General features: G+C 29.0%; 22 protein-coding genes and 2 pseudogenes. 4 read left to right on the top strand and 20 right to left on the bottom strand.

All coding sequences use genetic code 11. From position 1 onward, the window contains the following. Positions 1–62: 62 nt before the first annotated feature. Positions 63–806 carry a 2,3-diphosphoglycerate-dependent phosphoglycerate mutase gene (locus tag DIC82_12605; protein ID AWK51805.1) on the bottom strand — a complete coding sequence of 248 codons (744 nt, stop codon included), beginning with the start codon at positions 804–806 and terminating at the stop codon, positions 63–65. Positions 807–1,246: 440 nt separating this feature from the next. Next, positions 1,247–1,879: a flavodoxin family protein gene (locus tag DIC82_12600; protein AWK51804.1), complete on the bottom strand. Its 633-nt coding sequence runs from the start codon at positions 1,877–1,879 to the stop codon at positions 1,247–1,249. Between the two features lie 315 nt (positions 1,880–2,194). Here DIC82_12600 and DIC82_12595 point away from each other — a divergent pair, with 315 nt between their 5' ends. Continuing rightward, positions 2,195–2,530 carry a transcriptional regulator gene (locus DIC82_12595; protein AWK51803.1) on the top strand — a complete coding sequence of 112 codons (336 nt, stop codon included), beginning with the start codon at positions 2,195–2,197 and terminating at the stop codon, positions 2,528–2,530. A gap of 243 nt (positions 2,531–2,773) precedes the next feature. Here DIC82_12595 and DIC82_12590 read toward each other — a convergent pair whose 3' ends face one another. The 4 genes and pseudogenes from DIC82_12590 to DIC82_12575 all read right to left on the bottom strand — a co-directional run bounded on the left by DIC82_12590 (position 2,774) and on the right by DIC82_12575 (position 5,469). Beyond that, positions 2,774–3,328 (bottom strand): flavodoxin family protein, encoded by a 555-nt coding sequence (locus DIC82_12590; protein AWK51802.1) that lies wholly within the window; start codon positions 3,326–3,328, stop codon positions 2,774–2,776. A 122-nt stretch (positions 3,329–3,450) separates the two neighbouring features. Next, positions 3,451–4,560 carry a DUF3810 domain-containing protein gene (locus DIC82_12585; GenBank protein ID AWK51801.1) on the bottom strand — a complete coding sequence of 370 codons (1,110 nt, stop codon included), beginning with the start codon at positions 4,558–4,560 and terminating at the stop codon, positions 3,451–3,453. Between the two features lie 265 nt (positions 4,561–4,825). Continuing rightward, positions 4,826–5,062 (bottom strand): annotated as a pseudogene (locus DIC82_12580) (hypothetical protein). Positions 5,063–5,097: 35 nt separating this feature from the next. Next, positions 5,098–5,469 (bottom strand): FMN-binding protein, encoded by a 372-nt coding sequence (locus DIC82_12575; GenBank protein AWK51800.1) that lies wholly within the window; start codon positions 5,467–5,469, stop codon positions 5,098–5,100. A gap of 175 nt (positions 5,470–5,644) precedes the next feature. On the opposite strand from DIC82_12575, the gene DIC82_12570 reads away from it, so the two are divergent. Further along, positions 5,645–7,093, top strand: coding sequence for a PLP-dependent aminotransferase family protein (locus DIC82_12570; GenBank protein AWK51799.1), 1,449 nt, complete (start codon positions 5,645–5,647; stop codon positions 7,091–7,093). A 22-nt stretch (positions 7,094–7,115) separates the two neighbouring features. On the opposite strand, the gene DIC82_12565 is transcribed toward DIC82_12570, so the two are convergent. Further along, positions 7,116–8,321, bottom strand: coding sequence for an MFS transporter (locus DIC82_12565; GenBank protein ID AWK51798.1), 1,206 nt, complete (start codon positions 8,319–8,321; stop codon positions 7,116–7,118). A 295-nt stretch (positions 8,322–8,616) separates the two neighbouring features. On the opposite strand from DIC82_12565, the gene DIC82_12560 reads away from it, so the two are divergent. After that, positions 8,617–9,717 carry an IS4 family transposase gene (locus DIC82_12560; GenBank protein AWK51797.1) on the top strand — a complete coding sequence of 367 codons (1,101 nt, stop codon included), beginning with the start codon at positions 8,617–8,619 and terminating at the stop codon, positions 9,715–9,717. A 334-nt stretch (positions 9,718–10,051) separates the two neighbouring features. On the opposite strand, the gene DIC82_12555 is transcribed toward DIC82_12560, so the two are convergent. The 12 genes and pseudogenes from DIC82_12555 to DIC82_12500 form a co-directional block, all read right to left on the bottom strand. Continuing rightward, positions 10,052–10,792: a hypothetical protein gene (locus DIC82_12555; protein AWK51796.1), complete on the bottom strand. Its 741-nt coding sequence runs from the start codon at positions 10,790–10,792 to the stop codon at positions 10,052–10,054. Between the two features lie 213 nt (positions 10,793–11,005). Continuing rightward, positions 11,006–11,608: a riboflavin transporter gene (locus DIC82_12550; protein ID AWK51795.1), complete on the bottom strand. Its 603-nt coding sequence runs from the start codon at positions 11,606–11,608 to the stop codon at positions 11,006–11,008. 250 nt (positions 11,609–11,858) lie between these two features. After that, positions 11,859–12,014 (bottom strand): cytochrome C551, encoded by a 156-nt coding sequence (locus tag DIC82_12545; protein ID AWK51794.1) that lies wholly within the window; start codon positions 12,012–12,014, stop codon positions 11,859–11,861. Between the two features lie 462 nt (positions 12,015–12,476). Then, on the bottom strand, positions 12,477–13,655 hold the full coding sequence (locus DIC82_12540) for an NADH-dependent alcohol dehydrogenase (protein AWK51793.1): 1,179 nt from the start codon (positions 13,653–13,655) through the stop codon (positions 12,477–12,479). A gap of 178 nt (positions 13,656–13,833) precedes the next feature. Then, positions 13,834–14,781 carry a 2-keto-3-deoxygluconate kinase gene (locus tag DIC82_12535; protein ID AWK51792.1) on the bottom strand — a complete coding sequence of 316 codons (948 nt, stop codon included), beginning with the start codon at positions 14,779–14,781 and terminating at the stop codon, positions 13,834–13,836. An 82-nt stretch (positions 14,782–14,863) separates the two neighbouring features. Then, positions 14,864–15,646, bottom strand: coding sequence for a 2-deoxy-D-gluconate 3-dehydrogenase (locus tag DIC82_12530; protein ID AWK51791.1), 783 nt, complete (start codon positions 15,644–15,646; stop codon positions 14,864–14,866). 192 nt (positions 15,647–15,838) lie between these two features. Further along, positions 15,839–16,855 (bottom strand): 2-keto-3-deoxygluconate permease, encoded by a 1,017-nt coding sequence (locus DIC82_12525; GenBank protein ID AWK51790.1) that lies wholly within the window; start codon positions 16,853–16,855, stop codon positions 15,839–15,841. A 21-nt stretch (positions 16,856–16,876) separates the two neighbouring features. Continuing rightward, a complete protein-coding gene (locus tag DIC82_12520; protein ID AWK51789.1) occupies positions 16,877–17,332 on the bottom strand; it encodes a YhcH/YjgK/YiaL family protein in 456 nt (151 codons plus the stop codon). A 266-nt stretch (positions 17,333–17,598) separates the two neighbouring features. Beyond that, positions 17,599–18,429, bottom strand: a complete 831-nt coding sequence (locus tag DIC82_12515) for a 5-dehydro-4-deoxy-D-glucuronate isomerase (protein ID AWK51788.1) — start codon at positions 18,427–18,429, stop codon at positions 17,599–17,601. Positions 18,430–19,220: 791 nt separating this feature from the next. Next, a complete protein-coding gene (locus DIC82_12510) occupies positions 19,221–19,982 on the bottom strand; it encodes an IclR family transcriptional regulator (protein ID AWK51787.1) in 762 nt (253 codons plus the stop codon). Positions 19,983–20,437: 455 nt separating this feature from the next. Beyond that, on the bottom strand, positions 20,438–21,112 hold the full coding sequence (locus tag DIC82_12505; protein ID AWK51786.1) for an SIMPL domain-containing protein: 675 nt from the start codon (positions 21,110–21,112) through the stop codon (positions 20,438–20,440). A 386-nt stretch (positions 21,113–21,498) separates the two neighbouring features. Continuing rightward, positions 21,499–22,103, bottom strand: a pseudogene (locus tag DIC82_12500) (hypothetical protein). Between the two features lie 366 nt (positions 22,104–22,469). Between DIC82_12500 and DIC82_12495 the strand changes: the two are divergent. Continuing rightward, a complete protein-coding gene (locus DIC82_12495) occupies positions 22,470–24,209 on the top strand; it encodes a cell division protein FtsH (protein AWK51785.1) in 1,740 nt (579 codons plus the stop codon). 113 nt (positions 24,210–24,322) lie between these two features. Here the strand turns inward: DIC82_12495 and DIC82_12490 are convergent, their stop codons facing one another. Then, entirely contained in the window at positions 24,323–24,436 is a 114-nt protein-coding gene (locus tag DIC82_12490) for a recombinase (GenBank protein ID AWK51784.1), read from the bottom strand. Between the last annotated feature and the right edge of the window lie 36 nt (positions 24,437–24,472).

The following is a 24,472-nucleotide window of genomic DNA, read 5'->3' as shown; positions in this document are numbered from 1 at the left end:
TTAAGATTGAAAATGAGCTGTCTTAAAATATAAATTTAAGACAGTCACAATACTTTATTTAATTACTTTCCTTCTTCAATATGAGTTGGAACTTCTCCCTCCGCAAGTTTACCGTCTAATGATAAATAATAGTGAGTAATTGGTTTTAAATCATCATCTAACTCATATACTAATGGTGTTCCTGTTGGAATATTTAAACTTGCTATTCCATCACTTGAAATATTGTCTAGATATTTAACCAAAGCTCTTAATGAATTACCATGTGCAGATATTATAATCCTTTTACCTGATTTTAGATTTGGGACTATATTTTCATTCCATTCTTCTAATACTCTTTTTTCAGTATCCGCTAGATTTTCAGTTAATGGAATTTGATTTTCATTTAAATCTTTATATTTAGCTTCATAACCTGCATATCTTGGATCATCTTTAGTTAATTCTGGTGGTTTTACATTTACAAATCTTCTCCACTTATGAACTTGTTCTTCTCCATATTTTTCAGCAGTGTCTGCTTTATTGAGTCCTTGTAATGCTCCATAATGTCTTTCATTTAACTTCCATGATTTATAAACTGGTATCCACATTAAGTCCATTTCATGTAATGCTATCCACAATGTTCTTATAGCTCTTTTAAGAACAGATGTGTATGCTATATCAAAAATAAATCCATTTTCCTTAAGTATTTTCCCTGCCATTCTTGCTTCTTTAAGTCCATTTTCTGATAAATCCACATCAGTCCATCCAGTAAATTTATTTTCTAAATTCCAAAGGCTTTCTCCATGTCTTATTAATACTAATTTAGTCATATTCTCACATCCCTCTCTTTATCTCAATAATGTATTTTAATATATTATAACTATATTGTTAATATCATTATAGTACCATTAACTAAATATGTATACTCATCTGATAATTATTTTCATCTGAATTTTTACTGATTTTTCTATAATTCCTTAATCAAAAAACTTCACATTAGTTTTTTTCAATTTTCTACGTTTTTAGTTATATATACTTAAATTTATATTTAAATTTTCTTTTATACATTGAACTAATTCAAATGGTTTTTTTTAATCGGTAAAACTAAAATTATGATTGCTGATATTATACCTGAACTGCCTTTTAAAACCGGAACTCAAATCTCAATATGTATTACAGCAGATGATATTACAAAAACAAAACAAATTTATGAAAAATTAAAAGAAGGCAGTAAATTTTCTTCAACAAAATTTACTACCTTAATTCCTTTTTAACGAATAAAATTCATAAATGTTTTATCTTCTATTTCAGGTTCTTCGATTTTTCCTTTTCCAAATTCAACCAACTTCATAAGCCAAGCCATATTTTTACCAAGAACTCTCATTATTTGTTTACCTTCTATATCACCTTCTGCTTCACCTGGTGCTGTTCCATGTATTACATTCCAATAGTTTGAAGTTGGCATAAGCATTTCAGAATAATTGATGTAATTATTCAATTGATCAAAAGTAGGAATACCTCCTGATCGTCTTACCGAAACAACTGCAGCTCCTACCTTATGTCTTAACATATATTTATTCGAACTTGTAACATAGAAAGCTCTATCCAAAAATGATTTCATTGTTCCTCCTATAGATGCATAATGAACTGGAGACCCTAATATTATACCATCTGCCTCTTTCATTTTTTGAATCCATTCATTCACTTCATCCTTAATAACGCATTTTTCATCTTGATTTTTTGCGCAACCATTACAAGCAAGGCATCCTCTTATATTTTTATTGCCTACATGAATAATTTCAACTTCTATACCTTCTTTTTCTAGTTCCTCAGCAACCATTTTTATTCCATGATATGTGTTTCCTTCTTTTTTAGGACTTCCATTAAATGCAACAACTTTCATTTATTTTACCTCTCCTTTATATATCTCGCGTAGCTATGCCAAACGAATTTATTTCACTTGTTTTTCAATATGAATAAATTATATTTAATGCCTTTACTGCTTGGCACTACGTATAGTATATTCAATACATCTCTTTGCAACAAGTAGGCACTTTTAAGTTAGCTAACTTACTTTAAGGTAGGAATTATGCTTTTTCAATGTTTTCATAATAAATTAGCAAAATATTTTCTACCTTGCTTGTAAATTCTATTTTTAATTTTTCATTTTTATATTATAATTATGTATGAAATATATGCTAATGTAGGTGATAATGTTTTGATAGAATATAATGGAAAGTCATATATATGTGCTTTAGATTTGGGCTTTGAAATTATAAGAGGTAAATGGAAGGCTGTAATTCTATGCCATTTATCTGATGGTCCAAAGAGATTTTTAGAATTGCAAAGAATTACTTGTGGTGTAAGTCAAAAAGTATTAAGCGAATCCTTAAAGCAACTCGAAGTTGATGAAATAATAAGTAAGCATATATATGCAGAAATACCTCCAAGAGTTGAATACTCATTAACGGAAAAAGGAAAGGAACTAGTTCCTGCCTTAAAAGTAATTGAAGAATGGTCCAAAAATAATTTTTCTAATATACTTAATAAATAATAAAAGCTTGTCAGTTTCAATATTAAACTGGCAAGCTTTTATTCATTTAGCAATCTTTCTTTTGAAAAATTACACGTAGTACGTAAATAATAAATTGGAATTATTATTGACTATTCACAAACAACTATTACACAAAAAAACTCCACTAAATTTTCATTTATTTAGTAAAGTGCTTGTCCTTATAAATTCCTTCCTAGTGGATACTTCCAAACCCTAAGGATTGAGGTTTCTACATAGAAATCCTTATTTTGTAGTACTAACCATTGTTGCAACTGCCTGGCTGATTGCTACTAGTTTATAATCTTTATTCCATCTATTCACACCAATATAATCATAAATATTTGCATGAAGATGACGGCATAACCTATCCATCTGATCAAAACAGCTAATCATTCCATTACCGCTACCACCAGGAGATGCAATTAATATAACTGGCTTTCCAGCAATTGCAGCATTTTCACCTTTCATTGCCTCACAACGACGAAAACGGTCAAAGAATGCTTTCATAACCTCTGTCATATCGCCCCAATACACAGGTGTATCAAATATTAAAGCATCTGCATCCATCATTTTTTTCTGTATTTCTGTAAATCCATCATCACCGAAGATACAGGTATGTCCTTCACGACATGTACCCCAGCCATCACCACACATTGCGCAACGTACAAGTTTATAATCACACAGTTTAATGACTTCACAATCTGCACCTGATTTTTCAGCACCTATTAATGCAGCATTTACGCAAGAATGACACAGTCCCTCATTTTTAGGTGTTCCTGATAAAATGATAACTTTCATCCAAATCTCTCCCCTCTATAATGTTCAAATACCATTTTATGTATTCCCTTTAAAGTATATCAACGTTTATTAATATTATCAAGATGTCGATATTAGCATAATTGTCTTACTCACTACTTAGTTTAATGAAATTGAACTTCATATCCTGAAATCAGTAATTTAACAACAGCATTATAACTTTTAATGCCAGCTTCTTGACCACTTATTTTTAATAATTTATCATAAGCTTCATTGTGTAGCTTTGAGATTCCTCCTCTATACTTATTCCAATATAATGAATCATTTTTCAATTCCAATTTCACATTATCAGAGAGTTCATTATTAATCTTTTTAAAAGCTTCTAAATTAAAATCATATAAATCATTCATACAATAAGAATAAGCCATTAAATATCCACTATATTGATACTCATAGTTTTGGGAATTAATACATGCTAAAAAGCTTATATAATTCGCTTCATCTTCATTATTAAATCCTTTTATATGACTTAATTCATGACAAATTGTACTTGGAATATTCCACGCTGGCATATCATTGTTATAATTGGCTTCTAAAGTAAAATCTGTTTCACCCTCTAATAACTGATAAGACATTAATTTTGAAAAAAAATACGGTTTAGGGCGTGGATAAAAACCTTCTAAACATGAGTAAATCTCACCTAAATTTTTCATAGTGTCTATTCCCTCTTCTTTTACATTATCATCCACTTTTAAAAGCCCATATTCATTCTTTTCTATCTTCATATCTAACTCATTAAGCTTATCTTTATAATTATCGCAAAGTTTAATTAACTTTTCTTCTGAACTCTCTACAACTTTTAAACCTGTAAGAGTAACAAAATCTGATCTAAATGAATTTATACCCAAAGATATTATATTTAAAAATATAAATATGGATATATAAATAAGAAGATTACTTGCAGATCTTATTAGGATTTCCTTAACGGAAAGTTTCTTAGTAATACATAAATATATGTACATTATTATCTTAGTACAAATAAATATTAGAAATCCATATAATATTATCTCATATACTGAAAAAGGAATTAAAGAAAATCCTCTTGAAATAATACTTACTAATGTTACGTAAATATATTTATAATAAAGATTTGCAAATTCATCTATATATCGTGACATAGCAAATAAAAGAGCACTGATTCCAAGCAATACTCCACTTAATTCTAACTTCTTTTTACCTGACCACTTCTTTTTTTTATTCTCTAAATTGTTCATATTTATATACGCCTTTCATTCTTATAACTCTTTCTGTTTCTTATCAGTATTTTATATTTATTATATCATAATAAGTTTGAATGACTTCTTCTCCTCTTTCTATTGCAAAAATTCATTTTTATTAAGTCCTTTTCCTTAACCATACTCTTCATAGTTAGTATCATAATACCATTTTTATTCCCATAATCAAGAAAGCAGCAAATTTACTTTTATAAATTTACTGCCTAAAATTAAAATCTTACATAAAATTAATTAAAATTATTGCCTACAGCAACATTTTAGTACATAATTTCCAATTATTTGAACATATTGGACTTATTGTCTTACCCGATTTAATATATGAAATCATTAAGCTTCTAACTTGTCCATCATCACCAAGGGCTTTAGATGAACTATAAGTTACTATACTTGGATCTGTATTGCTTATTTCAGCGGCATTCATAAAACCGCCTCCACCATTATATCTGTAATCATTAATAGCAACAGTAAATGTATCTGTATCATAGCACAGTCAATGAAGATTATGCTAGGTCAATGTTATATTGTTTGTTTTGCAGATGTAACTGTTATTTCTAATACTCTACTTAAGAAAGGGAATTTATTTTTCATCATATCAAATTCAGAACCTGATTCAACAAATTTAGCTGTTCCTTCAATTAAGAAACCCGCTCCTGGATATTGATGTCCCATAACCTCTTTACTACCTAGAGTAACTTTAACTTTATTATTTTCTTCTATATTTTTTTGAGTTCTTCTCATACCTGCTGCAGGTAATAATATTGTGCCATCTTCAGTAACATTAAGATATGAATTCCATGTGTTAACTACATGTGCTTCATTTTTGCTCCAAGATACAATAGCTACTACCCCTTCGTGTGAGATAACTTCAAGTAATTTTTCGTTTATCATTTTATATTCCTCCTCTGAAATTCTATAAATTAATTTATTTATACATATGAAAAGTTTCTATTTACTATATTATTGACTTTTCATTAATGCAATTATACAATCAAAGCGTACTCCTCAAAAGTGCCAATTTATATTATTTTGTAGGATACAGCTTGCAAGGAGAGTGTTATTAAAAATGATAATTTTAGACAATGATTCAACGACTCCTCTATATATACAAATTTATGAGCAAATAAAAGAAAAAATAGCTTCAGGAGAAATTTTAGAAGGTGATAAACTTACTTCAACAAGAAGACTTTCAAGTGAATTAAATATTAGTAGAAATACTGTTGAAAATGCTTATATGCAGCTTTCTTCAGAAGGATATGTTTCAAGCAAAGTAGGAAGTGGCTTTGTTGTTGAAAACTTAGATAACTCTATAATATCAAAGTTAAAGAGAGAAGATATTACAGTCGCTAAAAATATAATGCTTGATGTAAATTATAGTTTCAATAATAATAATTCTTATAATTGCGATGATGGTTATAATTATAAATATAATTTCGAGTATGGAAAGCTAAGTGCTCAAGATTTCCCTCTGAGGATATGGAAAAGAATATCAAATAAGTGTCTATCAGCAATAAGTGCTGAAGATATGGTATCATACAGTTCAAGTAAAGGTGAACTAGATTTGCAAATAGAAATTATGAATCATTTAAGAAAATCAAGAGGTGTATCCTGTAATTATAAGCAAATCATTATTTCTTCAGGTATGGAATACTGTTTAAGTTTATTATGCCAACTAATTAGAGATGACTTTCATAACATAGCCTTAGAAGATCCAGGTTATATTGGAGCAAAAGACATTTTCATTAATAATGGCTATAACGTTATTCCAATAAGCTTGGAAGAAGACGGAATTAATCTCGATGAATTAGAAAATAGTTCTGCAAAAATAGTATATGTAACACCTTCACATCAATTTCCAACAGGAACAGTGATTCCAATTGCCAAAAGATTAAAACTCATAGATTGGGCCATAAGAAATAATGGAGTTATTATTGAAGATGATTATGATAGCGAACTTAGATATAATTCGAAGCCTATTCCATCAATACAAAGTATTGATTCCAAAGGAGTTGTTGTATATGTAGGTACATTTTCAAAAGCTTTTTCACCTAGTATGCGGTTAAATTATATGGTATTACCAGAAACATGGCTTGAAAAATATCATAAGCGTTTTAAAATGTATCAAGTGTCAGTTCCCCTAATTCAACAAAAAATAATCCAACAATTTATGCATTTAGGACACTTTGATAGGCATTTACGTAAAATAAATCTTATAAATAAAAAAAAACATGACATACTCGTTCATGCAATTCAAGAATTCATGGGTGATAATGTTATTATTCATGGCAGAAACGCAGGCTTACATATTTTATTAGAATTTAATAATGGCTTAACTGAAAAAGAATTAATTTTAAGAGCTAAAAATCATAGGGTTAAAGTTTATCCTGTGTCAATGTTTTGGATGAGAGAAGATAACTATCCTAATAATATGGTTCTCCTTGGTTTTGGTGGAATGCCTGAATGTGATATTGTCCAAGGCATAAAGGTGCTTAAAGAAGCATGGTTAATGAGTTAATCTTGATATTTGTTGTCAAATATTATTCATAATTTTCTACCTTAACAGGCTTTAAAATTGATGATAGACCAATTGAAATAAAAAATGCAAATACTAAAAAACATGAAATCATACTAACGACTCCACTCCATCCATACAAGGACCAGAACATTCCACCAGTAGTTCCACCTACACTAGAACCAACATAGTAAAATAATAAATAAAGAGAGGATGCTTGTGCCTTATCATGTGTTGCTAATTTACCAATCCAACTACTGATAATTGAATGGCCTGCAAAAAAACCAAAGGTCAAAAGAGCTATCCCTATAATTTTTAACAATAGATGCATATTTAAAGTTATGCATCCTCCAATTAACATTATAAAAATTGAAATACAGAGCATTTTATGTTGTCCATGTTTATCAGCCAAACGTCCCATAAAAGTAGAACTGAATGTTCCTACAATGTAAATTACAAAAATGAAACTTACTAAGGTTTGACTAAGATTATATGGTGGCTCAATTAATTGATAACCGATAAAATTGTATAGAGAAACAAAACTTCCCATAATTAAAAAACCAATGCAATATAAACAAAGTAGATTAGGATTTTTCAAATGATTAATGCTAGATTTTATTAATTTCTTAATTTCAAATGATCGTGCTTCAAAATGCTTTGATGAAGGCAACTTTGACCAAAATAGGAAGCTTGCTATAATTCCTAGAAATCCTACACTAGCCAACGCCATTCGCCAATTAAAGAAATCGGTAATGACTCCTATGATAATACGACCGCTCATTCCACCTATAGAGTTACCGCTGATGTATAATCCCATTACCAGACCTAAGCTTGACCTATCAATTTCCTCACTGATATAGGCCATAGCAATAGCTGGTAATCCAGCCAAAACAAAGCCTTGTAAACATCGTAGCACCAATAAACTATTAAAATTAGGAACAAAAGCAGTTAACACTGTCAATATTGATGATGTAAAAAGAGAGACGCACATAATTGGTTTCCTTCCTAATACCTCTGATAAAGAACCAAAAAGTAGCATGCTAACTGCTAAAGTGCAAGTTGCCACCGATAATGACAAACTAGCTATTGTAGGCGAAACATTAAATTCCCTAGACAGATACGGCATTAAGGGTTGTGTACTGTATAATATTGCGAATGTATTAAAGCCACCAGCAAATAATGCAATACTAGTGAGATGAAATTCACGCGTACCCTTTTGAATATAACTCATAAATGATCACTCCAGACTTTATATTATAATCATAATTAAAATATTTACTATAATTTTATCATAACTATTGACGCATTAATTTTATAAAAAAAGTCTAATATTTCACATTAAACCCATGGTAACGTTTATAAGTACAATTTACGACTGTTTACACTGAATTACAACACAGCCGATTTTATTAAATAAAAACACCCTATAGATAGTTTTAGTGTTGCATAAAGCAACAATTTTCAATGAATAATTATTGAATATCAAGGACAACCTTCAATTATAAGATTGGAGGTTGTTTTTGATTATGGATAAACTTGCAAATAGAAGTGTGTTTAGAAAATTAATTAAACTTATTGATGGGAATATTGGAAGAAAATTAAGAAAAGCGAATAATGAATATAAATACTCAAAGTGCTATACAGGTCGGGATCATATTCTAACAATGTTGTTTTTACAAATCTCCGGCTGTGATGGATTAAGAGATATTAATGCTAAATATAAAAATTCATCGAAGATAAGTAAGGATTTCAACATGCCAAGTTATTCCCAAATATCTAGATTAAATAAGAGTAAGTCATCAGATTTATTTAGAAATGTTTTCGAAGAATTATTGGTAAAAGCTGATAAAGAAATGAATTCTTTAGTTAAAATAAAGAACTTTAAAGATATTAAAATAATAGATTCATCAGTAGTTAGTATAGGCAAGGGCTTAGCCCCTGAACTCTATTATGAAGATGAAAAATCTGCTGTTAGAATTAGTACTCTTTTATCATTTGAAACTAAGTTACCTGATAAAATTAGCATCCGCCCTGCTAAAGTAGGAGAACGTAGTTGTATTGACGGTTATGTTAATTCGGAGAAAAATATATATTTATTTGATAAGGGATATTTTAAGTATTCTTGGTATGATGAAATGAGTCATGATAATTATAAATTTATCACAAGACAACAAAGCAACTCTGTTACGGAGGAGTATTTGTCCATTTATACTGGAATAGATAATCTATATGATTATATTGTTACAATGGGGTCTGATTATAGTAAAAATAAAACTAAATATAAATATAGAGAGATTCTATATTTTACTAAGGACTCCGACGAAGAATTCCGTTTAGTTACTAACATATTCGATATGCCAGCTGAAGATATAGTATCTCTCTATAAAAAGCGTTGGGATATTGAGTTATTCTTTAAATGGATAAAACAACATCTGACTATTAAAAAATGGGTTGGAAGAACCCTTAACGCAATATCCATACAAATATATAGTGCCCTTATTATCTATATTTTATTACTTTTAATAAAATATAGATTTAAAAGTAATTTAAGCACTTTTGATGTGCTCCGAAAGTTTCAGGCTAATATATTAGAAAGATATGCTCTAAGGAATATTTTGTTACCGTGACTAATTATTAAAGTTAAAATTTTGTTGAAAAACCAAGGGGTATCTTTATAATATTTTATATACATAATATTACTTAAAAACATTTATGATCCAATTTGTAAAACTCTAACCAAATAAAATGTTATTGATTGGAGTTTTAAATATTATACTATAAATATTTTGTCTTTATGCAACATCAAAACTATAGATAGGATTACTTTTTAAGCACTCTATCCATAAGGCATTATGAATTTTACCACTTAGCGTATGCTTTAAGTTAAGCAATTGTTTATACATCAAAGAGTGTGTTACAAAATTACATGAGGCTACTAGTCTTAACTATTTTATCTATTGGTTAAAATCCCGCTTGTTCTGATTTAGCCCCATCCTCTTTCAATTCTTTTATTGCCTCTAAATACATAGTATTATCTGCTGAAATTTTGGCTGCTTGTTCATAGCAATATAATGCTTTATTTAAATCTTCTAAATGACAATAGCATGCTGCTAATTTATTTATTAATTCTGCATTCTTTCTATTAATTCTTAGTGACATTTTATAGTACCTTACTGCGGTTCTATAATTAATGCTAAACTTATCTTTTTCAGTAAATTCTACTATATTTTCTTTATTTAAATATATATTCCCTATACATTCATATACTGAACAAATTAAAGCTATATGCTTTTCTCTTTCATCATCTGAAATATTCTTTTCACCTGTTCTAAGATTATCTAATGCATTTTCTACATCATTTAATTCTGCATATGAAAGCCCTATGTATATATGTGCTAGTGGATCACTAGTATTTTTTATATATACTTCAAATGATTCAATTGCTTCCTTCGTTTTATTTAATTGTCTATAAATTAAACCTTTTATATAATATGAATAATAACTTTCTTCATAAAATTCTATTGCTTTTTCTGTGAAGTATAAAGCCTTTTCTATTTTACCATTTTTAAGATCACCCATTGCAAGGTTATTTAAAACTGATGACAATTGTTTAGCACTTGTTATCATCCCATTTTTTACGTGTATTTTATTTTCTTCTAAAAAGTTATTTATTTTATCTTGTATATTTTTATTTTTCTCCATTTTTATCCTCACCTTTACTTTAACATTCTCTATTTTTGTATTTGTTATTTATATTGATTTTTATATAGTCTATGTTTGATTATACCATACTTTTTTTATCTTACATTCCATTTTACAACTTTATATAATCATTTTCAAAAGTAATTATAAGAAAATTGTTACTTAATAGTTCTATTTTTATTTATAAAGTTTTTAATAATTATTAATTAGTTATCATTCATCTTTTCCTATAGGTAATAATAATCCTGATTTTGCTAAAATCGGTCTTATAGCATTATAAATAAAACTTACTAATATTACAGATACTACTGCATTAATAAAAGTAGTAACTACACTTAGTTTTGCTAAAACAGCCGCCATTTTCTGAGGCTGTCCAAGAATATATTGTTTATAAAAATATCCAACAATAGGGTCAAACACAACATTAAAAGCCAATCCACAAACAGCAGCAATAATGGCCCATTTAAATATATATTTCTTATCATTGCTTTGTCCTATTTTTGCATATTTGTGCGCAACTAGTCCTGTTATTAACCCAATACACAACTTCAATACAAAAGTTTTTGGCGCCCCCAAAATATATGCAGGATCAAGTAAATCTGATATTGTCATTCCTATAGCCCCAGCCAATCCTCCATACCATCCACCAAGAAGTAACGCAGCCAAAACACAAAAAGCATTTCCCACATGCAGTGAAGTCGCATCTCCTCCCGGTACTGGAATTTTAATTTGAAGAAAGGTAAATGATACAAAACATAATGCTGCAAGCAATCCAGTCTGCATTAATTTCACAATCCTCGATTTTTTATTTCCCATATAATATCCCCCTTGTAATTCTTTTCTTCATTTGAAATTCTATAGCTATTATACCATCTCAGAATTTCTATGCCAATTGTATGGGTACATATATTTATCATGTTAGTATACTGAGGATTTTTGTTTTCTCTCACAGTACTTTTCATAGCAAAAAGGCAGTAAATTTTCTTCAATAAAATTTACTGCATAAAATCATATATACTAAAAAAGAGTTATAAGAAAATCTTATAACTCTTAAAATAAACAAAAACTATCTTCTGTTATTTTGTTGTTTTCTAGCTCTTCTACAATCAGGACATCTTACAGGTTCGTTATCGAATCCTTTTTCTTTGTAGAATTCTTGTTCTCCAGTTGTGAAAACAAATTCATTTCCGCAATCTTTACATACTAAAGTCTTATCTTCCATCTTAAATTCCTCCTTCTAAATTAAAGATTAATATCGATCATATAATTCTCTAAAAGGAGAAATGCATATCTCTATTAAAAACCTTTTTTATTTCGAGTTTTATTATAGCACGTTTTCATTTAAATTGCTATATTTTTTAATATATTTCATTACATTTAGTTTACAAATGATAATATATACTATCATTCAAATAAAATAAAAGAAAGTTCTTCTAACCAATTTGATGTTGGGCCTGAACCATCCACATGAATTTTGAACCATTCAGAATTATAAGGTTATATACTTCTATGTCCCATTGTATTTAAATAATTCTCTAAATATTTAGCAAATCCCCTAAGAAATATTTCATCTCCAAAAGTACGAGTTAATACCCATTCTCTTGATGCCCATTCTTTTTGTTCTTCCCTTTAATACTCTTATAATACCTTGGGGTGAAGTAATAGTAGCGAGGATTAATTAAAGTTATCTAGCCATAGTATATATTTTTTTAATATCTTCCATATTAAGTTTTTGGAATGATCCAATACTTCTAGTATTCATAAAACTACACTTATAAGCTAATTCATTAATTTGTTCATCTGTTAATTTAATATTAAGTTCACTAATTGATGTTGGCATATCAATTGCATAATATAAGTTTTCCATTGCCTCTATTCCCTCTAAAGCTACTTTTTCTGGATCACGAAAATCATTTGATACTCCCATTACATTTACTGCAAATTGTGCAAAACGTGTAACATCTGTCTTGTATACATACCTAGCCCAGCTTCCCCATACTGCTGCAAGTCCTGCACCATGAGCCACATCGAACATACCACCAAGTTCATGTTCTAATTGATGACATGACCAATCTCCAACAGAACCGCATCCAGTCAAATCATTATGTGAAAGGCTTCCAGCCCACATAACTTCAGCACGTGCATTATAGTTTTTAGGATCTTTCATTAGTATTTTTACGTTGTTAATTACAGTTCTCATTAATCCTTCGCTAATGCTATCTGTAAGTTCCATACTTTTTACTTTAGTAAAATAACGTTCCATAGTATGCATTAAGATATCTGTACAACCACTTGCAGTTTGATACTTTGGCAATGTATAAGTAAGTTCTGGATTCATGATTGCAAATTTGCAACGTGAATAGTCACTATTACAACCTCTCTTTAACCAACCATCTTCATTTGTTATAACAGATGAATTACTCATTTCGCTTCCTGCAGCTGCAATAGTTAGAATTACTCCGACTGGCAGACAACCAGTTGCTTCTACTTTCTTACTATATATATCCCATACATCACAGTCATTTGCCATACCATATCCTATTGCTTTAGCAGAGTCAATAACACTACCTCCACCAACAGCTAATATAAAATCAACACCTTCTTTTTTACATAACTCAATACCTTCATATACTTTAGAAAGTCTAGGGTTAGGTACAACCCCACCTAAGCTTACATAATTTATCCCTGCATTTTTTATAGATTCAAATACTTTGTCTAGGAGTCCAGATTTTTTTGCACTGCTTCCTCCAAAATGAACTAATACCTTTTTACAGTTTTGCGCTTTCACAAGAGCACCAACCTGTATTTCTGCATCCTTTCCAAATACCACTCTAGTAGGGGCATAAAACTCAAAATTTTCCATTACAACACACTCCTTAATTTCAATTTATTATTCTATAATACTCCTTTGAGCCTACTCTAAGTCAAGAAAAAAGAATCAAAATTTAAAATTAAAAGGTCAGTAAATTTTATTGAAGAAAATTTACTGACTAAAATCATATGTTATTTCTTTGGTATGAATGATAAAAATTATTTTCCTTCTAACGTTCTATCTTTTTTGATTTACCTAAATGCACTAAAACATCATCATAATAAGGTAATCCTTCATTATCACCTTCAACACCAACTACTAAAGATCCAACTGCATTTCCAAATCTAATACAATTTTCTAATGTTTCACCTTTAAGTAATGAAGTTAAAAATCCTGCTGCAAATCCGTCTCCTGCACCTACTGTATCTACTACAGCTTTTGGTTTAATAGCTGCTACATCATAAAGATTCTTACCATCTGAACCTATTGCTCCTTTAGATCCCTTTTTAACAACAACTTTTTCTATTCCATAATTATGAAAAGTTTTAATTGCATCTTCTATAGTAGTCTCTCCTAGTAATATTTCTATTTCTTCATCACCTATTAAAAGAATATCAACATCAGGCAAAACTTTTTCTATAAAACTTTTTGCTTCTTCTTTTGTCCACATTTTTAATCTGATATTTGGATCAAAAGATACTATTAAATTATGTTTTTTAGCTAATTTTACTGCTTCTAATATAATACCTTGATTATTCTTAATAATTGAAGGAAAAACTCCTGTAATATGAAGTATTTTTGAATTCTTAAAATATTCTTCATTTAACTCTTCTGAGTTCATTGTACTTGTTGGAGATTTTTCTCTATAGTAAAATGATCGGCTAGATCCATCAGACAAAACTTCTTTGAAATATACTGATGTTGGATATCCATCTACAAGCTTAACTTCTGAAACATCAACACCGTCTCCTCTTACAGTCTTTAAAATATACTTTCCAAAATCATCATTTCCAAGTCTACTTATCCATCCTGATTTTAATCCTAGTCTCGCACAACCTATTACAACATTTAATTCTGCTCCACCTATTTTTTTTTCAAATGTGTTTGAAAAGATTATTGGTCCTTTTTCTTTAGGACACATTGCGATCATTCCATCGCCTATAGTAATTACGTCCATGAATTATACGCCTCTTTCATTTTGTATATTGATTTTTATTTTAATTTTAATTTTAATTTTAATTAATTATAAGATAATTGTATTATCTTACCAACCATCCACCATCAACTGCAAGAACATGACCATTAACATAATCTGATGCCTTACTTGCTAAAAATACTATTGCTCCCATTAAATCAAATGGATCAGCCCATCTATCTGCTGGTATTCTTCCTTGTATTTCTGCATTTCTTACTTTATCTGCTCTTATCGGTTCAGTATTTGCTGTCTTTATATATCCTGGAGCTATAGCATTTATTTGAATATTCTTGCATGCTAATTCATTAGCGAATGCTTTAGTTATACCTGCAACTCCATGTTTACTCGCTGTATAAGGTGGTACAAACTTTCCGCCTTGGAATGATAACATTGATGCAACATTAATTATTTTTCCTGAACCTTGTTGAACCATTATTTTAGCTGCTTCTTGGCTTAAGAAATATAATGCATTTAAGTTAATATCCATTACCGCATTCCAATCTTCTTCCTTGTACTCAAGAAGTGGAGCTCGTCTTATAGTTCCTGCATTATTTACTAACACATCTATCTTTCCAAACTCTTTCATAGTAACTTCTATTATATTATGTCTGTCTTCTTTCTTACTTAGTTCAGCTTGTACAAATACTACTTTTCTACCTTCTTGTTCTATTAGCTCTCTTGTTTCATTCCAATTATTTCCATGAGTGGTAATTACTAAGTCCGCTCCTGCTTTAGCTAACGCTACGGCATATGCTTGTCCAAGACCTGTATTCCCTCCTGTGACTATTGCTACTTTCCCATCTAATCTAAAGAAATCCATTGAAAATTGATTTAAAATATTTGACATATTAATTTGCTCCTATCTAATTATTAGTATTTTTCATTTATCTTTTATTCTTTATCATCTGTTGACTTTTTATTATGATCTTATATCAATATAACTTTTGTATTATATAGTATAATGCCCATTAATCTTCTTAATAATCGTTGGGAGGACATTTTTGAATACTTACTGCCCTCCACAATATTTTTTAAGCTGTTACGCAGTCTTTTTATCATTTTCCTTTTCTAAATCCAAATTGTATTTAGCTGGCTTAATAGGTAACCCCTTAGCACGTGCCCTTTTTTCAAAGTACATAGTCACAATAGGAGTTAATATAGAAGTTACTAATACACTTGTAGCAATAATAGCAGTAGCTGAAGCTGCAACTGGTTCAAATTGTGGATTTGCTTGTGCTATTGCATAGGGAACCGCAACTGCAGCACCAGCAGTTGAAGATGCAGCCCAACCAGCGACACCATCTGATTTAGTTATATATCTATCAATAAGGCTTAGAACCCCACCAGATATGAATACTACTGCAACACCCATAAATATTCCCATAAATCCAGATTGAATAATCATTCCAAAGTTCAAGCTAAAACCTAAAGTAAATGCAAAAAATGGAATTAACCCCGGAACTAATGGACTAAACATTTTACGAAAACTATTATCTAAACTTCCAAGGGCAATACCTATTATAAAAGGGATTAAAGTAGAAACTAAAGTTTGCCAAGGAAATGATGCGATGCCCGCAACTCCCATAGCTACCATTGTCATAAAAGGACCAGATTCAATGCTAATGAATGGAAAACCTGCTGCATCCTCTTTTCTGTCAAGTGATGTCATCAACCCTAGGTAAAGGCCACCATTTGTTTCATTAAATACAGCAATGATTGCTAGTACAGAAAGACCAGAGAAAATTCCAGTTTGTATTCCATTTACAGGAAGAAGGTGTGATGCAATTATACCTAATATTGCTGCAAATAAAACCTTTCCAAGTAATAAAGAAATACCCTTTCTCGCAATATATCCAGAAGAACGTAAATCGATACTAGTTCCAACAGCGAAAAAGAAAATAAATAATATGACTGATGTTCCTGTTAAAAAATTACCTGTGAATCCTCCAAAAAATTTATTCACATCTGGTGATAATGTTTTTAGTAATGTACCAAGAAATAATGGTACAATCATCATACCTCCAGGTATCTTTTCAATACTTTGTTTAATCTTCATAACTTAATACTCCTTTTCTCACTATAATTTAATTTTGACAACTATTTTTTTTATTTTCATTGTCTCATCAAAAATGCAACCTGGTTTATGACCATCCTCAGGGAAAAATATACAGAAGCAATTATCTTTTAAATTTAATTTTGATGAATAAATGCTTTCTTTGTAAAAAGTCACATCTCTTTCTTCTGAATACTCTTCTACTATAGTTAATTGATCTATTGGTGCCCATATAATAGTTTCATTACCTTTAACAATGTATTGAATATCTATATATTTTTGATGTGATTCCCATTTATTGTTATCTTCCTTATTTGTAGCATAAGATTGTACTAGTGCATACACATTATCAGAATCTATTTCATATCTACCATCTGTAAGTTGATCTAAATTATTTTTTGATAAAAACTCAAAAGCTTTTTTGAGTTTACTGTTAACGTTCACATATAAATTTTGATTTTCTAATTTATCTAAAATCATTTCTATCTCTCTTTTCAATATTAATTTTTTATAACAGTTACATTTAATATGTGGTATAATATTAAACTAGTAAGGTTATTAACTTACCACTCATTATACATTACTCGCTATAATGTATAAGTTTATATCATGAGTATAGACAATATATATGCTTTAGCTTTAGCTAATACTAAAGCTAAGCATTATCTAAATAATAACATTTATACGTTATCATTTAATTTCAAAAAAATGCTTCAATGTATAATAAATATTCTGGCCTAAAATATTTATCTTAAATCTTTTGTTTCTATATCATCCATATCATCAAAATCTTTATTTTCTCCACACATTCCCCATATAAAAGTATAATTACTTGTTCCAATTCCAGAATGAATTGACCAACTTGGTGATATTACTGCCTGTTCATTAGCCATTACTATATGTCTTGTTTCTTGAGGTTGTCCCATTAGATGAAATACTCTTTGATCTTCTGGTAAATCAAAATAGAAATATACTTCCATTCTTCTTTCATGTGTATGACAAGGCATACTGTTCCAGCCACTTCCTTCATTTAACATAGTAAGACCCATAGATAACTGACAAGTTTCACAAACTAGTGGATGAATAAATTTATATATTGTACGTTTATTCATAGTCTCTAAACTACCTAACTCTGCACTTATTGCTTTACTCCTATCTATCTTAATTGTTGGATATGTTGTATGAGCAGGAACAGAATTCATGTAAAATTTTGCAGGATTATTTTTATCAGATGAAACAAATTGTATTTCTTTTGTACCCATACCTATATATATACCTTCGTATTTATCTAGTTTATATTCTTTTCCATCTAGAATAATAGCTCCTGATCCACCTACATTAATAGCTCCCATTTCTCTTCTTTGTAAAAAATAATCTGCTCTTAGCTCTTCAGCTGCTTTTAAAGAAAGTTTTTCTTCTACAGGCATTGCTCCACCAAATATTATTCTATCAACATGACTATAAGTTAGACTTATTTTATCTGCCTCAAATATTTTCTCCTGTAAATAATTTTTCCTTAATTCTTCAGTATCATATTTTTTTGAATCGTCTGGATGATTTGCATATCTTGTTTCCATAATGTACCTCCTAAATATTTTAGATATATTTTTATTTTGTTTAGATATTATTTTATAAACTATCATCTACTTTCCATTGTAACACTCTCTTTTTTTGAAAACATTTTCATAAAACAGTCAAATATATTATGAATTATTTAGTTCTATAATATTTTATCCGTATTGTGGATAAATGTTTCGCAATTCGGATTTTATATTATTATATATTCTATCATTTAATTTTTCAAGTAAATAATAGAAATACTTTTAAAAACTACTCTTTTGTTTGAATTTTATCTAATAAGCCATCATCTACTTCCCTATTATGATTTTTATTCTACAGAAAACATTTTCATCAAATAGAAAATTATATTACTAGTTGTTTTAAGTTTATGATACTTTATAAATGCTATTGTCCACATCGTGGATAACTAATCCGCATTGTGGATTTAATGTTATTATATACTATAAGTTTTTATTTTTCAAGTAAATAGTAGAAATTTTTATAATATCTAACTACAATCTAGTTTTATACTATAAAAATCCATAAAAATAAACCATTGCGAAATTCAAGACAATGGTTTATTTATTAATTATATTTTTAGATAAATATTTATTTTAATTATTAATACCTACACTCATACATTAAATTAAATTTCCAAGTATACGTACGATTTTCACAACGAGTATCTAAATAAATACCTGACTACTAAGTTATACTTATACTATGAATATATATCCAACTAAAAATGCATGACCTTCATTTTGGCTAGACATACTGATAAATACAGTTTTTACTAGAGTATATATAATTAATTTTTATACCCTAGTTCTTTTGATATTTTGTTTGAACACTCTAAAAGTGCTATTGAAATATCATTTATTCTATTTTCAGTAAAACTCATAATAGATCCTGAAACACTTATCGCTCCACATATTTTACTATTATAATCCTTAATCAAAGCGCCCATACATATTATTCCATTTTCAACTTCCTGATTGTCTAAAGCATAGCCTTTTAATCTTATATCTTTTAAGTTATTCTTTAATTCACTTAAATTTACTATAGTACTATCTGTATAACTTTTTATATCACTTTGATTCCATATATTTTGTACTTCTTCTTCAGTTAATTCTGCCATTATAGCTTTCCCCATAGCTGTACAATACATTGGTTTTCTCATTCCTATACGAGTATACATAATTATAGATTTTTTAGGTTCCACTTTAGTAATATAAATTATTTCATTTTCTTCTCTAACTGCTAAATGAACTACTTCGTCAGTTTTGTTCATTAATTCCCTCAAATAAGGTTGAGCAACTGATCCCAAATTCATCTTTTCAATTTTCTTGTTCCCCAATTCAAATAATTTAAAAGTTAAAAGATATTTGTTTGTACTTAAATCTTGAAATACATATTCTTTACATATTAATGTATTTAGAAGTCTATATACTGTACTTTTATGTAAATTGGCCTTTTCACTAATTTCAGCAATTCCCAATCCATTCTCATAATCAGCTAATGTCTCCAAAATACAAAGTGCTCTATCTACTGATTGAACTAATTCTTGCATGTTCTTCCCCTCTTTATTCGTTAGATTATTAATTTTTATTATTTTATTAATATAATATCCTTACAATTACTTTCACCTTACATTTTAGCAAGTAATTTTAAGAAATACATAAACTACTTACTATTTATTTAATTCAAAATCCACTTTATGAATATACAATTATGAATTAAATTCACATAGTGGATAAATATACTATATAATAATTTCCCTATCTCTGTCAAATAAGTATGTCCAATTACTAATATAGATATAATACTACAAATTCATTTATCTTCATATGTTTAACTGTTGCTATTCCCCAATACCTTTGTGTACAATCATTTCTTTGAGTTGCTGATTGTTGTTTTTGCTGTAGTTCGAGGTTAAGCGCACATCCATTAATAAACAAGATACTTGTACATATTTACTATTAAGCTTTTATTAAAAATAGCATTTGTATTGGCTGATGATTATTACTAAGTATATATAAATACAGCTTCAATATCTGCAGTTATTTTATTTTCTCCAGCTTCAATAGGTGTAATTCCACTGACCGATTTTAAATTTGTTACTGTTAATGGAGTTATGTTCCCATTATCCTGCTCATTTATTTGTATTGGTATAATATTTAGTTTTACTTTAAGTTTATTAGACATAACACTAGCCTTATTTTGAGCATCTGTAACAGCCAAACTTAATGCCTCATAATAATATTTTGTTTGATCTGAAACAATGAAGCTAATACCACTTATAATGTTTGCACCATTTTTTACTGCAGTATCAATTATTTCTCCTGCAAAAGTAATATCTCTAATAATTACTTTTAAATAATTACTTACTTCATATCCCCTAAAAATTTGAGTTCCATTAATATAGTCATAATTAGGTCTAATATTATAATTTTGAGTTTGTATATACTTAGGCAATACTCCTATTCCCTCTATACTATTTATAACTTGCTGAGTTGTATTAGCATTTTCTGCTTGTGCTATTTCTAATTGTGCATTTTCTGTTATGACACCAATTACAATCTCTGCTGTATCTGGTTTCACACTTACCGTACCTTTCCCAAAAACTTTAAATTTATTACCGCAATTAATTCCGCCATAATTGCCTACGCTATAAGTATCACTATCTACTAATCGAAACATAACTTTTGTCCCTTCAAAATAATTAAGCATACACTAAAATAAACTAGCATATTAACTTGTTATTTTCTAGAATATGCTTTACCACTCCATAATATGATTTCTTATGCAAATGACTCCAAGTTATAATTTAAAATACCTCTTACGTCAATACTTTTATTTAAGTTAATTAAATCTGCTCTTTTGAAGAGGTTATATTTTATTGGTAAAAATAATTAGACTCTGTATAGTTTTATGTCAATAACACAAAGCTATATAGAGCCTCAAATTTACTTTTTCTACATATTTTTTAACGGCGATAAAAAGCACGTGGTTAAATCAATTTGCATTTTTTAGATAGTAGTTAAATATCTAAGCAACACAAAAACAACAATTAGTCACAGTAATTACTATTCGGCAATATTTTCTATCTCATTTTTATGATTAGCGTAAAATTTCTCATAACTCTTAAGCTCTCTTTTCAAAAGGTCTGGAGTGTCAAGTTTATAAGGACAATGATTTTTGCAGTTTCCACATGCTATACAATTATTTATTCGTTCCATCTTTTCCTTAAAGTCATCCTTTAAAAAACTTTTATAAGGAGATCTTCCTAAAAGTAGAGTTATTCTTGCTGAAGTTGGAATTTCAATACCAGCAGGACAAGGCATACAATATCCACAGCTACGACAAAAATCACCTGCTAGTTCAGCACGATCTTTATTTATAATAGCCCACATAGCTTCATCCAGTTTAGGTAGATTCTTTTCTAAAGCAATAAATTCATCCAACTCACTTTCTTTTTGTATTCCCCATATAGGCACTAAATTATCAAATTGTCTTAAAAATGCAAATGTTGAAGCTGCATTAGTTATAAGCCCACCTGAAAGAGCTTTCATTGCAATAACTCCTTTTACATTCTTCAATAAGTTTCAAATGAAACTCTTTGTATTGGCAGAGCCCCAAATCCACTTTTGGTTACCATTAAATTAGTTCTTCCTAATCTTATTTTATCCATTTTATCTCTCTCCTAATGTCTTATTTATTTTTCATCACCACAATCAGGATGATAATTAAAAGTATATCCATATTTTACACCCTTAGTTTATCTATGACAATAATAGAAAAACAGGATACTAATTTGAAAGAAAAAATCTAATATATTAACCATAATGAAAGTTTAACATATAAACATGAGATTTTTTTATTAATTATCCAAAATTTACATTGGCAAAAATCATGCAAAAAATTAGACTTCTGATTTTAAGTCTGTATAATCAATATTAAGTTAGTCACATTCAAAAAAATAACTGACTAGTATTTTTGTATATTGGGTCTATTATTCTTTTATGTGTCTTATCTTTTAAAAATTGGGAGGTATTTAATGAATAGAATAAAAAAATATTATATTATTATCCCTGTAATTACTGCAATACTATCACTTATAGTTATTGTAATGACATCTTTTAATACAAAAGTAATAAATAAAAGTTATTCTCTATTTACAGAGGATTTAAATTCTAATAATATATCTACAGTAATAATGGACAACTCTTCTAAAATGACTGTTTTATTAAATAATGGTGATACCTATTCTACAGATAATCCGCAAACAGATACTTTAAAAGAAAATTTATTATTAAGTGGAATCGAGGTTAAAGATCAAACCACCCCCCCACTTACAAAAACTATTCCTACTGTTATTTTTGCTTTATCACTTTTAACACTAACTGCTATGCTTGTATCTAAATCTAGAGGTGGTAGTTCTTCAGTAACATATATGGACATGCAAGATTTTAGCAAAAATAAAAAAGCTGCTTTAGATTTTCAGGCTGTAGCTGGTAATGAAGAAGCTAAAGAAAGTTTAATGGATATTGTAGATTTTCTTAAAAATCCTGAAAAATATCAAAAATATGGTGCAAGAATGCCTAAAGGGGTTATTCTTTATGGTGCTCCTGGTACAGGTAAAACTTTACTTGCAAAAGCTGTAGCTGGTGAAGCTGGTGTTCCATTTTATGCTCTTAGCGGTTCAGACTTCGTGCAAGTATATGTTGGCGTTGGTGCAACGAGAGTAAGAAATTTGTTTAAAAAAGCAAAATCTCATGGAAAAGCTGTAATATTCATCGATGAGATTGATGCTATCGGTAAGGCAAGAGGTAATAATAAAAATGGCTCTAGCAATGATGAAAAAGATCAAACATTGAATGCTCTTTTAACAGAAATGTCTGGTTTTGGAGAAGAAGAAGGTATAGTAGTAATTGCCGCTACAAATAGGTTGGATATGCTAGATGATGCTCTTCTTAGACCAGGTAGATTTGATAGACATATAGAAGTATCACTTCCTGATGTTAATGCTCGAGAAAGAATTCTATCTCTTCATTTAAATAATAAACCTCATCAAAATCTTAATATAAAAGATATTGCAAAAAAAACTGTATACTTCTCTGGCGCGAAATTAGAAAGCTTAATAAATGAAAGTGCTATTTTAGCTGCTAAAGATAATAGTAATTCTATTACTTCAGCTCATATAGAAAGTGCTTACTCAATAACTTTAGCTGGATATGAGAAAAAAGAAAGAAGTTATCTTAAAGAAGAAGACAAGCTTCTTACTGCATATCATGAGTCAGGACATGGATTAGTTGGTATGTTACTACTACCACAGGACAAAGTTTCTAAGATAACAATTATACCAACTACGAAAGGTGCTGGAGGTTATACTTTAACTATTCCTGAAGATACTAGTTATCACAGAATTGATTATTTGAAGAATAAAATCAAAGTTTCACTTGGTGGTAGAGCTGCAGAAGAAATTATTTTTGGAAAAGATAAAATTTCTACTGGAGCATATGGAGATATCTCTCAAAGTACTGATATTGCATTAAAAATGGTTACCGAATATGGTATGGGAGAAACCTTGGGACTTATAAAACTTTCAAGTGTTGGTTCCCTATATAGTAGTTATGGAAATCCTGTTATTGAAGAATGTAAAGATCTTGTTAATAAACTATATGAGGAAACTCTAGAACTTTTAAAAGAAAATAGAGATTCTCTTGATAAAATAGCTTTAGAATTGTTAGAAAAAGAAACTTTATATGAAGATGAACTAAACAAACTAGCTATATAGATATCCAAGATGAAAACTAGGGCACTGAAAAACTGTTGTTTTTCAGTGCCTCATTTTAAAATATTATTTAAAATAGCAACTATAAAATTAACTCAAATTTTATAGTTGCTATTTTAGAATCCGCTTCTTATTTTATTCTTTAAAACAAAAGCAAAATACGTTAGTTCAAGGATATCAATTCTATCTACTAACGCATTAAATATTTTATCATCAAATTCTGTGAGCAATTCTTCCTGCTCTTTTTTAAGAATTACTTCATTCTA

It is taken from the genome of Clostridium beijerinckii, from assembly GCA_003129525.1.
GTDB lineage: Bacteria > Bacillota > Clostridia > Clostridiales > Clostridiaceae > Clostridium > Clostridium beijerinckii_D.
The sequence above is the reverse complement of the archived record's forward strand: the minus strand, read 5'-3'. Positions and strand labels throughout refer to the sequence as shown.

Bases quoted from the DNA above. Each gene is read 5' to 3' on its own strand.
- DIC82_12530 (AWK51791.1), bottom strand. From the start codon at position 15,646: ATGTCAAATATTTTAAATCAATTTTCAATGGATTTCTTTAGATTAGAT.
- DIC82_12515 (AWK51788.1), bottom strand. From the start codon at position 18,429: ATGGAAACAAGATATGCAAATCATCCAGACGATTCAAAAAAATATGAT.
- DIC82_12535 (AWK51792.1), bottom strand. From the start codon at position 14,781: ATGGACGTAATTACTATAGGCGATGGAATGATCGCAATGTGTCCTAAA.
- DIC82_12525 (AWK51790.1), bottom strand. From the start codon at position 16,855: ATGAAGATTAAACAAAGTATTGAAAAGATACCTGGAGGTATGATGATT.
- DIC82_12555 (AWK51796.1), bottom strand. From the start codon at position 10,792: ATGGAGAAAAATAAAAATATACAAGATAAAATAAATAACTTTTTAGAA.
- DIC82_12585 (AWK51801.1), bottom strand. From the start codon at position 4,560: ATGAACAATTTAGAGAATAAAAAAAAGAAGTGGTCAGGTAAAAAGAAG.
- DIC82_12550 (AWK51795.1), bottom strand. From the start codon at position 11,608: ATGGGAAATAAAAAATCGAGGATTGTGAAATTAATGCAGACTGGATTG.
- DIC82_12605 (AWK51805.1), bottom strand. From the start codon at position 806: ATGACTAAATTAGTATTAATAAGACATGGAGAAAGCCTTTGGAATTTA.
- DIC82_12505 (AWK51786.1), bottom strand. From the start codon at position 21,112: ATGTTTCGATTAGTAGATAGTGATACTTATAGCGTAGGCAATTATGGC.
- DIC82_12565 (AWK51798.1), bottom strand. From the start codon at position 8,321: ATGAGTTATATTCAAAAGGGTACGCGTGAATTTCATCTCACTAGTATT.
- DIC82_12495 (AWK51785.1), top strand. From the start codon at position 22,470: ATGAATAGAATAAAAAAATATTATATTATTATCCCTGTAATTACTGCA.
- DIC82_12590 (AWK51802.1), bottom strand. From the start codon at position 3,328: ATGAAAGTTATCATTTTATCAGGAACACCTAAAAATGAGGGACTGTGT.
- DIC82_12560 (AWK51797.1), top strand. From the start codon at position 8,617: ATGGATAAACTTGCAAATAGAAGTGTGTTTAGAAAATTAATTAAACTT.
- DIC82_12570 (AWK51799.1), top strand. From the start codon at position 5,645: ATGATAATTTTAGACAATGATTCAACGACTCCTCTATATATACAAATT.
- DIC82_12600 (AWK51804.1), bottom strand. From the start codon at position 1,879: ATGAAAGTTGTTGCATTTAATGGAAGTCCTAAAAAAGAAGGAAACACA.
- DIC82_12510 (AWK51787.1), bottom strand. From the start codon at position 19,982: ATGCAAGAATTAGTTCAATCAGTAGATAGAGCACTTTGTATTTTGGAG.
- DIC82_12575 (AWK51800.1), bottom strand. From the start codon at position 5,469: ATGATAAACGAAAAATTACTTGAAGTTATCTCACACGAAGGGGTAGTA.
- DIC82_12545 (AWK51794.1), bottom strand. From the start codon at position 12,014: ATGGAAGATAAGACTTTAGTATGTAAAGATTGCGGAAATGAATTTGTT.
- DIC82_12520 (AWK51789.1), bottom strand. From the start codon at position 17,332: ATGATTTTAGATAAATTAGAAAATCAAAATTTATATGTGAACGTTAAC.
- DIC82_12540 (AWK51793.1), bottom strand. From the start codon at position 13,655: ATGGAAAATTTTGAGTTTTATGCCCCTACTAGAGTGGTATTTGGAAAG.